Source organism: Anabaena sp. EIM26 (assembly GCF_057568715.1).
Genome location: NZ_CM172472.1, coordinates 3,617,650 through 3,631,604, shown reverse-complemented (window position 1 = coordinate 3,631,604; position 13,955 = coordinate 3,617,650). Strand labels below are relative to the sequence as shown.

Sequence of the window (13,955 nt, the reverse complement as noted above, 5' to 3'; positions counted from 1 at the left end):
AGAGACATCGACTGAATTTAAATATGCGTTATCCAGAACTTTTGTAGAGACGTTCCATGAGTAGGGATTCTCGTCTCTACAATCCTTTTTACTTCTATGTCTAATTACTCTTCATCCTTTCCTGTAACTTCCACTTCCTGAATATTGTTGATATCAGTAGATTCATAAACCATCACTAATTCATTATCTAGTTGATGATTATGCCGCCATTCATCCAAAACATCTTTAACTAATACTTCTTGTATCCAAATTTTAGCGACAACAGTTAAAGGTAGTGCTAACAATAATCCTAAAAAGCCAAAGAAAGTAACAAAGAATAACTGAGAAATTAAGGTTAATGCTGGCAATAAAGATACCTGATGTGCCATGACTACAGGGGTGATAAAATTACTCTCAGCTTGTTGAATAAAAAAGTAGAGAATTAAGACAGCAACAGGTTTCCAAGGAGAATCCAAAAGAGCGATTGCCATTGCTGGAACTACACTCATAGTTGGCCCCAAATTAGGAATTAAATTCATAAATCCCGCTAAAACTGCTAGTGCTAAAGCTGCCTTTACCCCCAAAACTGACAAGCCCACCAAGCTCATCAATCCCACCACAAAGATAGCAATAAAAGCCCCTGTCACCCATCCTTCTAATGAAGCTTCACACTTGGCTAAAATTCCCTCTACTCGTCGCCGATAAAATGAGGGAAACAGCCGTATAAATACTTTACGATAAGCATTAGGATCGGCTAAAAACATTCCTGTTAAAACTAGCACCAAGAGAATATTCAGGACAATTACCAAAGAGCCAGAAACAAAGGCAAAAGAGTTGCCCAATACTCGATTAAATAAAGGCTGTGCTTCGGAAATTAAACCGTTAAGATCGGGGATATAAGGTACTAATTGGTCAGGAATATGAGTTCTCTGTTCGTCAATCCAATCATTAATGCGTTCAAACCCTTGAGGAACTCGTAAAGTGAGTTCTTGAAATTGCTGGGCAAAGGGTGGCACAATCAGCCAGAAAAAGCCAATTACACCAGCGAAAAAGAGAGCTACTGACAGAACAACAGCAAGGACACGTTTCATCCCTAAGCTTTCTAAACGTTGAGCTAACCTATTTAAGGCAGTTGCTAAAACAACAGCAGCAAATATCAGTAACAGTACTTCCCGTAGTTGCCACAATATATATAATGATATGACTAAGGCAATTAAACCAATCCATTGACCAAGTTTCACACACTAACTCCCAAAGCTGACTGTGATAAAATTTTCTAGCTATGTAGCTAGGTTAGCTGATTTTAAGGGTTTTCCCTGAAGATTTTCAGTTAATTTTGTTTCTGTGCTGGAATTCGCCAAAGTAGGATAGTGATCATAGTTATAGTAGGCAATAAAATTAGAATTAGCGCGTTTGTTGATGTTTGTGGAATCAAAAACATCGGACCAACATACTTAATCGAAAATGATATTACAGTTGAGAGTAGAAGTAGTTTTAGCAAGAAGCCTAGTTGATTTTTCATCTCGGTACGGCAATACACATTTTTTTGGTGGGGTATACACGAATTTAAACTGCACGATTCAGTTTCTACAATAGGTATCAGATACAAAAATTTACTTGTTTTGATTTTGTAGCTGTAAACATACACAACAAAATTAGTAAGAATTCAGGAGTCAGGAGTCAGGAGTCAGGAGTCAGGAGTCAGGAGGAAGAAGAATATTTTTTTTCTGTTCCCTGCTATATCAAACATTCTGTATCCTGAATCCCTACCAAAATTAAATTCTCGAAAATATGGGAATAATCACATTCTCTAGTTGCTGGTAAATTGCCAAAAGGCTGGATTGGATGCTGTAACTTCCAATTAATTCTATTTTCTCACACCTATGATTTATCTACCAGTTTCATTACTGTTATTTATCGCTTTGTTGCTGTTGCTGCCATTTATCTGGTTTGCTGTAGCAGTAGACGTGGTAGAAATTGCAGTAGCCAAGTTGGGTTTTTCTCCTAATATTGCCTTTTTATTATTGCTGCTAGTAATTGTTACTAGTACAATCAATATTCCCCTTTATCGCTTAGAAGCTCCCTTTCAAGTAGCGGATGAATTTGCTGCACTGTGGTTAAGGGAATTTTGGGGTATTCCGTTAAGGAAAATACAACGTTCTACCGTGGTAGCTCTAAATGTGGGTGGTGGATTAATACCTGTAGCGTTGGCATTATACCAATTTTCTCAGGGAAATACGCTGGCAATTCTGATAGTTACAGCCATTGTCACTGTTGTCAGCTACTTCGCAGCTCAGGTAGTACCGGGAATTGGCATTCAAATGAATCCATTGCTTGCTCCTTTAAGTGCGGCTGTGTCTGCCATGCTCATAGCCTCAACTCATGCTGCACCTGTAGCTTTTGCTGGTGGTGTTCTAGGTACGGTCATTGGTGCTGATTTGTTACATCTAAAAGATATTCAAGCTATGAGTTCTGGTGTGTTGAGTATTGGTGGTGCTGGTGTATTTGATGGTATTGCTCTATGTGGATTATTTGCTTTGTTATTAACTTGAAAACAGAGAATAGGGAATAGGAAGAATGTAAGGTTTAATAATCCAATCATCAATCACTAATCACCCATTACCAAATTTAATTGAGGTAAAAATATGCCTGTTGAAACTAATAATAAGCAAATGAAAACACCGAAAATCCGGCAGTTTGGTGGGAGTTTTTTAATTTTATTGACTCTGTTGTTGTTGTTAAATTTGATAGTTCCGAGTTTGTTTGGGACTCAATCAACACAAGTTCCCTATAGTGATTTTATTGCTCAGGTAGAAGCTGGTAAGGTAGATAAAGCGGTTGTGGGGAGCGATCGCATCGAATATTCTATCAAAACCCCAACCCCTGAAGGTAAAACTGCTGAAAATGTATTCATAACCACACCTGTCGCCATTGATTTAGATTTACCGAAAATTCTCCGCGAGAATAAGGTCGAATTTGCCGCACCACCACCAGCCGAAAACGCCTGGATTGGCACGGTATTGAGTTGGGTCGCTCCTCCATTAATTTTCTTTGGGATTTGGGCTTTTTTAATGAATCGTCAAGCTGGTGGCCCCGCAGCGTTGACAGTAGGTAAAAGCAAAGCCCGCATTTATTCTGAAGGTAGTACTGGGGTAAAATTCCTAGATGTGGCGGGTGTAGATGAAGCCAAAGCCGAACTAGAAGAAATCGTTGATTTTCTCAAAAATGCGACCAAATACACTAACTTAGGGGCAAAAATTCCCAAAGGTGTGTTGTTAGTTGGCCCTCCTGGTACTGGTAAAACATTACTAGCAAAAGCGATCGCAGGAGAAGCCAGTGTTCCCTTCTTCAGCATCTCCGGTTCCGAATTTATCGAATTATTCGTTGGTGTCGGTGCAGCACGAGTCCGCGATTTATTTGAACAAGCCAAACAACAAGCCCCCTGTATCGTCTTCATTGATGAATTAGACGCTTTAGGTAAATCTCGTGGTGGACCTGGTGGTTTCGTCGGTGGTAACGATGAACGAGAACAAACCCTCAACCAATTACTCACCGAAATGGATGGTTTTGACGCTAACACCGGTGTAATTATCATCGCTGCTACCAACCGTCCCGAAGTTCTTGACCCCGCTTTACGTCGTCCCGGTCGTTTTGACCGTCAAGTTGTCGTCGATAGACCGGATAAAATTGGTCGTGAAGCAATTCTCAAAGTTCATGCTAGAAACGTCAAACTTGCCGAAGATGTAGATTTAGGAATTATTGCCACTCGCACACCTGGCTTTGCTGGTGCAGATTTAGCCAACTTAGTTAATGAAGCCGCATTATTAGCCGCGAGAAATAATCGTCAAGCAGTACTCATGGCAGATTTTAACGAAGCCATTGAACGTTTAGTTGCCGGTTTAGAAAAACGTTCTCGTGTCTTGAATGAAATCGAGAAAAAAACCGTCGCTTATCACGAAGTTGGACACGCCATAGTTGGTGCATTAATGCCCGGTGCTGGCAAAGTTGAGAAAATTTCTGTTGTTCCTCGTGGTGTCGGTGCTTTAGGTTATACAATTCAAATGCCAGAAGAAGACCGTTTCTTAATGATAGAAGACGAAATTCGCGGACGCATTGCCACATTATTAGGTGGGCGTTCTTCCGAAGAAATCGTCTTTGGTAAAGTCTCTACTGGTGCTGCTGACGATATTCAAAAAGCCACTGATTTAGCAGAACGCGTGATTACAATTTATGGAATGAGCGATAAACTCGGTCCAGTTGCCTTTGAAAAAGTTCAACAGCAATTTATTGAAGGTTACGGCAATCCTCGACGTTCAATTAGTCCCCAAATGACAGAAGAAATTGACCGAGAAGTTAAGCAGATATTAGATAATGCCCATCATATGGCTTTAAGCATTCTCCAATATAACCGCGACTTACTAGAAGAGATTGCCCAGGAATTATTGCAAAAAGAAATCCTGGAAGGTGTCTATTTACGGGAACGTATTACCCAAGCAAAAGCACCCGCTGACATGGGTGAATGGTTGCGGACTGGTAAGTTAGATAGTGATAAACCTTTGCTGCAAACACTTTTGGTTTAGAGTTTTTTGAAACGCAGAGAAACACAGAGGTAACGCCGAGGTTTGCGGAGATTTTCTTCTGTGTTTCTTTTTTCATCAAAACTCAACCAGCTAAAAAGTTCTTTGACTGCTAGTTCTATTTTTTTTCTAATTTCTGTATCTCTTTCTCTGTCCGTTCGTAGGGTTTTGTCTTTGGTCGCCAAGAGGGAAACAGGTTAAGAGCAAAGTTGTTCATAGCTGTACGAGTCTGAGTACTGGCTTTTCCTAAAGCACCAGGTAACACCTGATCTCCTCCTGCCACAAACAGTAGAAAGCCAATGAGTATCAAAGGCATATATCGTTTCATGTCTAAATTACCTCACAGACGGCACTATCGCAATTAATAGACATAGGAATTGAAAAGTAGAGACGTTTCATGGAACGTCTCTACAACGGTTCTAGGAAACGCACATTTAATTTTCACGCTTTTGTCTAATAAATATCTATCTCACCAGTATGCCCAAGGGTTTAGCTAAATGACAACTCCTCTTTTATTATTAACTTGAAATTTTTAGGGGAATTTCAATCCAAATCTCACAACCTTTACCAGCTTCAGAAACACACCTAATTTGACCACCATGTTTTTCTACAATAATTTGATAGCTCACAGATAAACCTAACCCAGTACCTTCTCCTGGTTCTTTCGTAGTAAAGAAAGGTTCAAAAATCCGTGATTCCATCCCTTTTTCAACGCCACAACCATTATCAGCAATACAAATCAAAACAGAATCTTGTCCTGTAAGTTTTGTCCGAATCCAAATTTTCGGCTGGTCAGTTAATTTTCCACCTGCCATTGATTTTTCTAATGCCCAAATTGCGTTATTGATAATATTCAGAAACACCTGATTTATCTGGGCTGCATAGCAGAATATGGTTGGTAAATTACTATATTCTTTAATGACTTGAATGGCTGGAAAATTTGTTTCTGTTTGTAGTAGTCGATTTTGAAGAATTAAAAGTGTACTGTCGATGCCTTCATGTAAATTAATAGGCTTCTTTTCTGCTTGATCAAGGCGAGCAAAAATCCTTAATGAAAGAACTAATTCACGAATACGGTTAGCCCCACTCATCATGGAATTTAGCATTTTTGGCAAATCATCAGCAATAAAATCTAAATCTAGAGATGCTACTTGCTGTTTGAATTCTGCTGTTAGTTGAGGATAGCTTTCTTGGTAAATACGTATAAATTTTAGTAAATCTTGAGCATAATTATTAACATAGGGTATATTGCCATAAATAAAACTAATCGGGTTGTTAATTTCATGAGCTACCCCAGCTACTAGTTGTCCTAAACCAGCCATTTTTTCACTTTGAATTAACTGGCTTTGAGTTTCCTGTAACTCCTTGAGAGTTTTGGTAATTTCCTCTTTTTGATGCTGTGTTTGTTTCAACAATTCTGCTTGCTGCAAAGCTACACCTAATTGTGAACTAACTTGGGTGAGTAAGTAGACTTCATCTTCTTGCCAATCGCGGGTTTCTGTGTTTTGATAAACTGCTAATAAGCCCCAAATTTTATGCTTATAAAGGATAGCAATAATTACATAAGCCTTCGCTTGATAGCTTTCTAAAACTTTGATGTAACAGTCGCTAAATCCGGCTTGATAAATATCATTACAAACACGATATACTTCACCTTTAGTAAACCGACCACCTCCTGTATCTTGTAGGTATGTATCAGTAGAAGGTTCAATTAAATCTTTTAATTTGCATTCGCTGATGTTGTCTCCTAATTCTGGTCGTTGTAACTGTTCTTCCATGAGAGTAACCCAACCCTCAGTGACAGCCTCAAATACGAATTCACCACTCCAATCAGGATTGAAGCGATAAATAGCGACGCGATCGCTATTCAGTAACTTTCTGAGTTCTTCGGTAGTAGTGCGGAAAATGTCTTCTAAGTCCAGCGACTGGCGAATTTTTTCGATGGTTATCGCTATAGTTTTTTGCCATTCTGCTGCTTTTTCTCTGGCTTTAGCTTGTGCGAGTTGTGCAGATTGCAGTTTCATCTGTTCTATGTAATCTGCTTGCTGTAAGGCAACTCCTAGATGTTCAGCAATTAATTGCACAAATTCAATTTCTGATGCTTTCCATTCCCGTGATCCACTACACTGATGAATATATAGCAAACCCCATAAATCTTTACATTTCATCAGGGGGACAACTATATTGGCACGAACGTGAAATTTTTCCAAAATTTTCACATGGCAATCACTAGTAACATCTTGATAAATATCCGATATTACTTGAATTTTTCCTTCCCGATAAAGTTTGGTAAACTCCCCAGCAAAGCAGTGGTTATACAGTTTAGTTGTCAAGATGCAAACTGATTCTGCACCTACATCTTCATAGATAAATTCGCCTTCCCTTTCCAATTCAGGATAAAAGCGAAACACCCCAACCCTATCTGTGTTAAGCAACTGACGGACTTCTGTAACTGTAATTTTGAAGATAGTGTTTATATCTAAAGACTCACGAATTTGGGCAATTACTCTAGACAGAGTTTTTTGTTTTTCACCCTGATCGAGGGAAAATGTCATATCTGGCTGGTATTTTTTTTGGGATGTCGATTGTATCATTTCCCACAGGATTCTCAATATAATTATTTTCTAGGGTAACAATAAATATTAAACATTGGTGGCTGTAGAGTATTTGTACATAAAAATACGTGAGTCAACGATTTGGTACTAATTTCATGTGAAGCTGCGCTTTATTTACGTAGGGACAATTCGTGAATTGCCCAATTGCCCCTACAATGTCTATTTTTACAGAAATATCATAGGCGCATTTAAGGCTATGCCATGCAAGCTATAATCCAGAAATGGTATGAGTCTTATCCTTACCTGCAATCGTAGTTTGCATTCTCTGATGCTCAGGACTTACGCAACTGGCACATTAGTAGGGTGCTTAAGACTGCATGAATCCTGCGAATAAACAGATTGTTGATATCTGACGCACCCGGCAACAGATTTTTAGTGTGACACTTGCGTAAGTCCTAATGATTTTAAATGCCTCCATCCTTAATTTCCAGGAGATTAATATATTCAATGCCACGACTATCTTTAACTGTATGAACTTTTTTCCATTGATAACCTCGTGCTGTGGTTGCTTTTACTTCATCTATTTGAAGGATAAACAAGCATTTTGTATTTAATTGTTCCTGTTCAGAGATAGAAAGGATATTATACTTACCAATTGAGTAATCTCCTTCCCCTAGAAAAAGTTGTTTCCTCTTCACAGGATCAACAGGTGACTTTTGATATTCTTGAGGAGGATATTGAGTATAAAAAGGAATAAATACGTGAATTGAACCACATTTTTTGAGGTAAAGCTGATTACTAACTACGATACAATCATAATTACTTTTTTCGGCATAGGTAATAGCTTCTTTCATTCCATATTGCCATTCACTGGTAGTATACTTTGGATAATCTAAAAAATATCGTTTTCCTAAAATGCCTAGACTCGCTACTAAAATAAATATAGTTGTTACCAACAATATTTTGCGTTTTGAATCTAAAAAATCAATTATTTTAACAACACCATAGCCAGAAAAAATAGCGAAGATGGTGACACCTGATATTGCCCGCAGTGCGTGTTCTGGTGTTGTCAGAGCAGCGGGTATAGGATACAGAAATAGCCAAAATAGGAGGATAAATTTTTCTGTTCTGTTTTCTTTTGCTATGTAAAATAAGCCAACTAGAACTGTAATTAATTCAAAATAGTAAAGTTCTCCAATTCCTTCCGGACTATGGCGATCAATGTAATCTCCCTTTAAAAACAGAAATTTTGGATTGAAGTAAGATAAATAGTATTGAAAAATAAGCAATGGATTAGTTTCTACTCCTGTTCCTTTAGCCCTTGCCATTCCTTCTGGTGATATCCAAAAGCTAAAAAGTGGTATAAAAATCAATAAAAATAATATAACAGCGATTAATGTTTGCTTTTTAATTCTCCACAAATATTTCCTGTATATCACTACTATTCCCAGTAAGAACAAAGGAACAAAAACTCTTGCTGCTTGATAAGTATGAAGACTTAAAGCAAAAAATAAAGAACTTAAAATTAGATAGTTTGATTGTTTAAAACTTTTAACAAAAAACAAAACTCCTAAAGTGAAGAGTAAAGGGATAAGAATGGCTTCAAAAGCAATTCTACTAAACTGTATATGCCAAGGACTGATTGCTAATAAAAAAGCACAAATTAAAGCAACTCTATTATTAAAAATTTCTTTAGCTAGATAATATAAAGCTAAAACAGTTCCTGTTCCTATAACAGCAGCAGGTAATCGGGTAGCAAACTCATTAAGTCCAAAAATTTTTATAAAAGGAACTGTTAAATATATATACATGGAAGGGCGATAATCATCTAATGCCCTGGCAAATAAAGGTAAAAAATTACCATGTTGATCGCGTAGTGTCTGAAGAATGGAGTAAGAGTCATATCCATTGGAAGCTTCATCACAAAAAAAACCATTTGGAATAATTCCTAAAAATAGGACTCTTAGTAAGGCGGCAATTAATAAAATGATTGAGATGTATATAAACTCTCCAGGAATCACTCGATTTGATTGTGACATAGTAGAACAATATTTTTCCCAAAATAAAAAGATTAAAGAGAGGGGGCTGATTTAACATGGTTATGGAAAACCATAACGACAACTCAAAAGCCACAAAAACTTTTGTTTAATATTATACTAGTGCTATAGCAAATAACAATAAATCTACGTTAATGCCTTTCACGCCATGATTTTTTATAAAGTGAGCGCGATCACTCTACAGGAATCCGGTTTGACATCTGCAAATTATTGGTGTAGCCATACAAAAGGGTTTCAGAGAATTTAGGTGTACAGAGTTTTTTCAAAAATCAAATAGGAGTCCTATATATTACAACGTAAATTCCGTATTTTATTGGTTTTTGTATAGTTTTTGTACATAAAAATATGTGGGGAAACAATCTGAGTCGTTTCCCCACATACAGGTTTTTTAAGCCTGTAAACAGTATGCTGTGAGCTGTAATAGCGTCATCGTCGCTTACCAGTGCTGCGTCTAAGTTCGCGGGTTTCGTCTTCTCGACGACGGCGATCGCGCCAATCTGCTAATGTCAAATAAACGACACCGCCTGTAACTGACACTAACAGCACTACGGCAACCAAAGCCAAAATACTCAAAAATGGACTTTCCACGATTCCTCTATAGTCCGTTGCGTCCCCAAACTACCATTGAAATCGACCAAGTGAACACAACCAAAAGTGATACCCAACCCAGTGTCAAAATCATAGTTCCACTTTTCAAATAATTACAAAACGGCTCTAATATTTATCATACCGGGAAAAGGCAGTTGATTCGTTAATGGACTTGATAGCAGATTTGGCAAAATTATGGAACTAATGGCAGAACGGTTAGAATCGGTAAAAGCGGGAATCATGGGTAGTATATCTCTGGGTTTAGCTTTCCTGATCACCAGTCTTTTCAATGGGTCTGTGCTAACTGAGTATCTTCCGATACTTGTTACTAAGGAGTTAAATTTAGAGGTATTAGCTAGTGGTGCGATTGCAGGGTTTTCTGGATTTCTATTTGGTGTCACCTACCGCTATATCATCCGCACCGATACAAATCCTCACCTGAAAACTGGTGGAATTTGGGCTTTTGGTTTGGTGCGGGGATTAACTCAAATAGAAGTGGGCTGGAATTATACTGATACCATTTTGCCTTTCTTGATATTTGCAGGAGAAAGTATATTATGGTTTAACTTTGCCGCTATTATTCTCGATACAGCTATTTTACTAGGTTGGCTCAAACCCTTTTCATAATTTATGAGTAATAATTATTTTCTGGTAGTCGATCTGGAAGCTACTTGCTGTAATCAACGTAGTATACCGCGTCACGAAATGGAGATTATCGAAATTGGTGCGGTAATGCTGAATAGAAAAACCTGGGAGATTGATTCTGAGTTTCAACAATTTATCCAACCTGTTCGACATCCCCAACTTACAGCTTTCTGCACGGAATTAACAAGTATTACTCAGCAACAAGTTGAGTCAGCACCTCTATTTATAGAGGTAATTCCCCAGTTTAAAGAATGGATTGATTTATTTCCTAATAATATATTCTGCTCTTGGGGTAATTACGACAAAACGCAATTTATCCAAGATTGTAAATTTCATAATGTCCCCTATCCTTTTGGTTCTGAACACAGAAATATCAAAACAGAGTTTTCCAAATATTTAGGTGTATCTTATAAGTTTGGTATGGCGCAAGCCCTTAACCATTTAGGCATGGAATTACAAGGTACACATCATAGAGGGATTGATGATGCCCGTAATATTGCAGCTATCTACAGATATATGCAAACTAGAAAATTTGGTTAGTTTAATTATTTTACCTCAGTTACCCGCCAGCTTAATTTGAGGTTAACCCAAAAATTCCAGATTGTGGCAACTGCGATCGCTACTAACTTAGCTAAATACTGATTCATACCCAAGCTATTGAAAAGGAAATTAACTACTAAAGTTTGAATAACTATCCCCGCTAAACAGACCATATTGAACTTTAAGAATCTTTTAAAACGCTGCCGATTTCCTATCTGTTTGCGGGAAATATCACCAAAAGTCCACAAATCATTCCAGAGGAAATTATTGAGAATTGCTATTTCAGCAGACACAATTGTACTACGAGTTAAACCCAAATTAATCACGGTACGCATTACGTGAAATATTGTTAAATCAACAAATACCCCACTAAATCCCACTGCACCGAAACGGAGAAATCGCTGCACAGGAAAGTTAACTTTTCTTCTAATTTTTCCTATACGTCCAGTAGATACCCGTAATCGAACTAAGTGATGGATATACTCTAAATATTGCTTCCATGTTACCTTGCTTTCGCCTTCCGTCCGTTCGCGGAAGACATAACCAGCTTCAGCAATTTCACCCACTTTTCCTCTGCCGATCACCTCTAGAAGAATTTTATAACCTACAGGATTAAGTGTGGCATTAGCGATCGCACTCCGCCTAACCATAAAATAACCACTCATCGGGTCAGACACTCTTCCCAGCACCCCTGGTAATATAATCAATCCCAACACTTGCGCCCCACGGGATAAAAAGCGCCTAATCACACTCCAACTACTAACACCACCACCATCTACATGACGGCTGGCTAAAGCCAAATCTGCCCCATCTTCTATCTTCTCCAAAAGTTGCATCAACACCTCTGGTGGATGCTGTAAATCTCCATCAATTACACCTAAAACACGCCCTGTAGCTGCTTGCCACCCACGAATTACTGCCGAAGACAGTCCCCGTTCCTCTTCTCGTCGCATCACTCGCAATTGGGGGTAATCTGGCATCAGTGATTGTGCTACTTCCCAAGTCCGGTCTGGGCTATCATCATCCACCACAATCAGTTCATAATTACCAGGAATAGCCTCATCCAGTAAGTGACTTAAAATATTGACTACATTTCCGATATTATCACGCTCTTTATACGTAGGAATAACTAGAGATAGAAAAATTGGCTGATCTACAGTCACATCAATGGGTGGATATTCAGAAATCTTTAATACGCCAGTGGGAACTGCTAACAGAGAGTTCGACGAGTTGGTATTCATAAATTCAAACTTGGATACTTAAGTGTAAGTGTAAAAATTTACTTTTTACTGAAACAGTCTTTCCCTATTGGATACACTATACTTTTTTATACATCCTTTCTATCCTCTTAGCAATTGTGCAGTTCTAATGTGAAGTATTGGAAAAGTTTTTTGTGCCAGTATTTTCATTTAGTTTATCGTAACTTTATATTTAAATACTGTTATTACATAAATATAGCAATCCGGAATCATTCATGAGAAAATACGGAGAGAGCTTAAAAGTAACGTTTGAAACCAAGGTGCAGGTGTGGTGATGTGGATACAATTATTAGAAGATTTTATCAAAAATAATAAAGAGCCACGTGAAATCAAGCGAGCTACAGCAGTAAAAATGCTGTTATGTGGATACAAGCATGAAGAGATAATGCCAATATTAGGTGTCTCATCTGGCTTCATTAGTACCTATAAAAAAGCATTTTTTAAACTGGGGCTGGAAGGGTTAAAACTAGGGCATAAAGGAAGTAAAGGTTTTCTAGATGAGCTTCAACGTGCCGAGGTAATGGAATGGTTGCAAACCAAAGACAGATGGACTTTAAATGAATTAGAGTACTATATTGCCTCAGAATATGGAGTAACATTCTCCTCAAAACAAAGTTACTACGATTTATTTGATGCTGCCAGTATTAGTTGGAAGAAAACTCAAGCAAATAATCCAAAATATAACCAAGAATTAGTAGATTCAAAAAAAAAAGAGATTTGTGAGTTGTTGGAGACGCGACGGCCTCAAATAGAGACAGGAGACCTAGTTGTGTTCATGGTAGATGAATGTCATTTACTTTGGGGGGATATAATAGGGTATGTTTGGGGGAAAACTAGTGAACGAGTAACAATACCAGTAGTAAATGCTCGTGATAAACAAACATATTTCGGTGCATTGGATTATAAAACCAAAGAATTTCTCACGTATAAAGCTGAAAAAGGTGACTCTAAAAACACAATTAATTTTTTAGAATATCTTCAAAAACAGCGACCTGGAGCCAAACTTTTAATAATTTGGGATGGTGCAAGTTATCATCGTTCACAAGAAATTCAAGATTATCTAGATTCATTAAATCGTGAACTTGAAAAAGAACAATGGTGGATTACCTGCTTGAGATTTGCCCCGAATGCACCACAACAGAATCCTGTAGAAGATATTTGGCTACAAGCAAAACGATTAATTAGAGAGTTTTATTTTTTCTGTCATTCTTTTACTGTAGTCAAGGCGTTATTTGAGTTATCCATTCATTGTCAAATTTTTGACTTTCCAAAACTTTATGAGTATGGTGTTTTCTCATGAATGATTTAGGATTGCTATAACACTTGTTAGGCATTTATTCCCAGCACATTTAGCAGGGTTGATGCTAACAAAATTGGTAGTGCGATTCGACAGCATTGGGGGATTGAAAACTCTGTTCATTGGACATTGGATGTCACTTTCCATGTTCGCGAAGCGGCTCTCTGAAAGAGCAGATGAATCTCGAATTCGTTCTATGCACAGTCCACAAAACTTTGCTTTATTACGTCGCATTGCCCTCAATGCCTTAGACCGAGAACCAACTTTTCGTCGTAGTATTCGACAAAAATCAAGACGATCTGTGATGAATGATCAATACATGGTTTCTGTATTAGCCGCATCCATAGCAAACTATTCTCCTTGAGTAGAATCCTCTTGTCAATAAGTTTTGAGATGCGCTAACCCTGGCACATTTAGTCATTTGCAGTTAACAACAACCGCTAATAAATTCACATTAA

12 protein-coding genes and 1 pseudogene are annotated in these 13,955 nt (G+C 37.9%); 6 read left to right on the top strand and 7 right to left on the bottom strand.

What is annotated here, in order from left to right; genetic code table 11:
- Positions 1-104: 104 nt before the first annotated feature.
- Complete coding sequence (locus tag AC012T_RS15810; RefSeq protein WP_487059748.1) at positions 105-1,220, bottom strand: AI-2E family transporter; 1,116 nt, start codon at positions 1,218-1,220, stop codon at positions 105-107.
- Positions 1,221-1,862: 642 nt separating this feature from the next.
- Here AC012T_RS15810 and AC012T_RS15805 point away from each other — a divergent pair.
- Both AC012T_RS15805 and ftsH read left to right on the top strand, forming a co-directional pair.
- Positions 1,863-2,531, top strand: a complete 669-nt coding sequence (locus tag AC012T_RS15805) for a DUF1614 domain-containing protein (RefSeq protein WP_487059747.1) — start codon at positions 1,863-1,865, stop codon at positions 2,529-2,531.
- A gap of 93 nt (positions 2,532-2,624) precedes the next feature.
- A complete protein-coding gene (gene ftsH, locus AC012T_RS15800; protein WP_487059746.1) occupies positions 2,625-4,559 on the top strand; it encodes an ATP-dependent zinc metalloprotease FtsH in 1,935 nt (644 codons plus the stop codon).
- Between the two features lie 115 nt (positions 4,560-4,674).
- On the opposite strand, the gene AC012T_RS15795 is transcribed toward ftsH, so the two are convergent.
- From AC012T_RS15795 to petN, 5 genes are all read right to left on the bottom strand, one after another.
- The gene (locus AC012T_RS15795) at positions 4,675-4,884 is read right to left on the bottom strand and encodes a hypothetical protein (protein WP_487059745.1); all 210 of its coding nucleotides are present in this window, start codon (positions 4,882-4,884) and stop codon (positions 4,675-4,677) included.
- A gap of 190 nt (positions 4,885-5,074) precedes the next feature.
- Positions 5,075-7,150, bottom strand: coding sequence for a GAF domain-containing protein (locus AC012T_RS15790; RefSeq protein ID WP_487059744.1), 2,076 nt, complete (start codon positions 7,148-7,150; stop codon positions 5,075-5,077).
- Between the two features lie 425 nt (positions 7,151-7,575).
- A complete protein-coding gene (locus tag AC012T_RS15785) occupies positions 7,576-9,150 on the bottom strand; it encodes a glycosyltransferase family 39 protein (RefSeq protein WP_487059743.1) in 1,575 nt (524 codons plus the stop codon).
- A 444-nt stretch (positions 9,151-9,594) separates the two neighbouring features.
- Positions 9,595-9,756: a hypothetical protein gene (locus AC012T_RS15780; protein WP_487059742.1), complete on the bottom strand. Its 162-nt coding sequence runs from the start codon at positions 9,754-9,756 to the stop codon at positions 9,595-9,597.
- Positions 9,757-9,763: 7 nt separating this feature from the next.
- Positions 9,764-9,850, bottom strand: a complete 87-nt coding sequence (petN, locus tag AC012T_RS15775; protein WP_013189847.1) for a cytochrome b6-f complex subunit PetN — start codon at positions 9,848-9,850, stop codon at positions 9,764-9,766.
- A 101-nt stretch (positions 9,851-9,951) separates the two neighbouring features.
- Between petN and AC012T_RS15770 the strand changes: the two genes are divergently transcribed.
- Complete coding sequence (locus tag AC012T_RS15770) at positions 9,952-10,383, top strand: hypothetical protein (protein ID WP_487059741.1); 432 nt, start codon at positions 9,952-9,954, stop codon at positions 10,381-10,383.
- 3 nt (positions 10,384-10,386) lie between these two features.
- Entirely contained in the window at positions 10,387-10,941 is a 555-nt protein-coding gene (locus tag AC012T_RS15765) for a 3'-5' exonuclease (protein ID WP_487059740.1), read from the top strand.
- Positions 10,942-10,946: 5 nt separating this feature from the next.
- On the opposite strand, the gene AC012T_RS15760 is transcribed toward AC012T_RS15765, so the two are convergent.
- Complete coding sequence (locus AC012T_RS15760) at positions 10,947-12,182, bottom strand: glycosyltransferase (RefSeq protein ID WP_487059739.1); 1,236 nt, start codon at positions 12,180-12,182, stop codon at positions 10,947-10,949.
- A 292-nt stretch (positions 12,183-12,474) separates the two neighbouring features.
- On the opposite strand from AC012T_RS15760, the gene AC012T_RS15755 reads away from it, so the two are divergent.
- Entirely contained in the window at positions 12,475-13,500 is a 1,026-nt protein-coding gene (locus AC012T_RS15755; protein ID WP_487059111.1) for an IS630 family transposase, read from the top strand.
- Positions 13,501-13,581: 81 nt separating this feature from the next.
- A pseudogene (locus AC012T_RS15750) lies at positions 13,582-13,861 on the top strand (transposase); the annotation flags it as partial.
- Between the last annotated feature and the right edge of the window lie 94 nt (positions 13,862-13,955).

Bases quoted from the DNA above. Each gene is read 5' to 3' on its own strand.
- AC012T_RS15795 (WP_487059745.1), bottom strand. From the start codon at position 4,884: ATGAAACGATATATGCCTTTGATACTCATTGGCTTTCTACTGTTTGTG.
- AC012T_RS15755 (WP_487059111.1), top strand. From the start codon at position 12,475: ATGTGGATACAATTATTAGAAGATTTTATCAAAAATAATAAAGAGCCA.
- petN (WP_013189847.1), bottom strand. From the start codon at position 9,850: ATGATTTTGACACTGGGTTGGGTATCACTTTTGGTTGTGTTCACTTGG.
- AC012T_RS15790 (WP_487059744.1), bottom strand. From the start codon at position 7,150: ATGATACAATCGACATCCCAAAAAAAATACCAGCCAGATATGACATTT.
- AC012T_RS15765 (WP_487059740.1), top strand. From the start codon at position 10,387: ATGAGTAATAATTATTTTCTGGTAGTCGATCTGGAAGCTACTTGCTGT.
- ftsH (WP_487059746.1), top strand. From the start codon at position 2,625: ATGCCTGTTGAAACTAATAATAAGCAAATGAAAACACCGAAAATCCGG.
- AC012T_RS15785 (WP_487059743.1), bottom strand. From the start codon at position 9,150: ATGTCACAATCAAATCGAGTGATTCCTGGAGAGTTTATATACATCTCA.
- AC012T_RS15805 (WP_487059747.1), top strand. From the start codon at position 1,863: ATGATTTATCTACCAGTTTCATTACTGTTATTTATCGCTTTGTTGCTG.
- AC012T_RS15770 (WP_487059741.1), top strand. From the start codon at position 9,952: ATGGAACTAATGGCAGAACGGTTAGAATCGGTAAAAGCGGGAATCATG.
- AC012T_RS15760 (WP_487059739.1), bottom strand. From the start codon at position 12,182: ATGAATACCAACTCGTCGAACTCTCTGTTAGCAGTTCCCACTGGCGTA.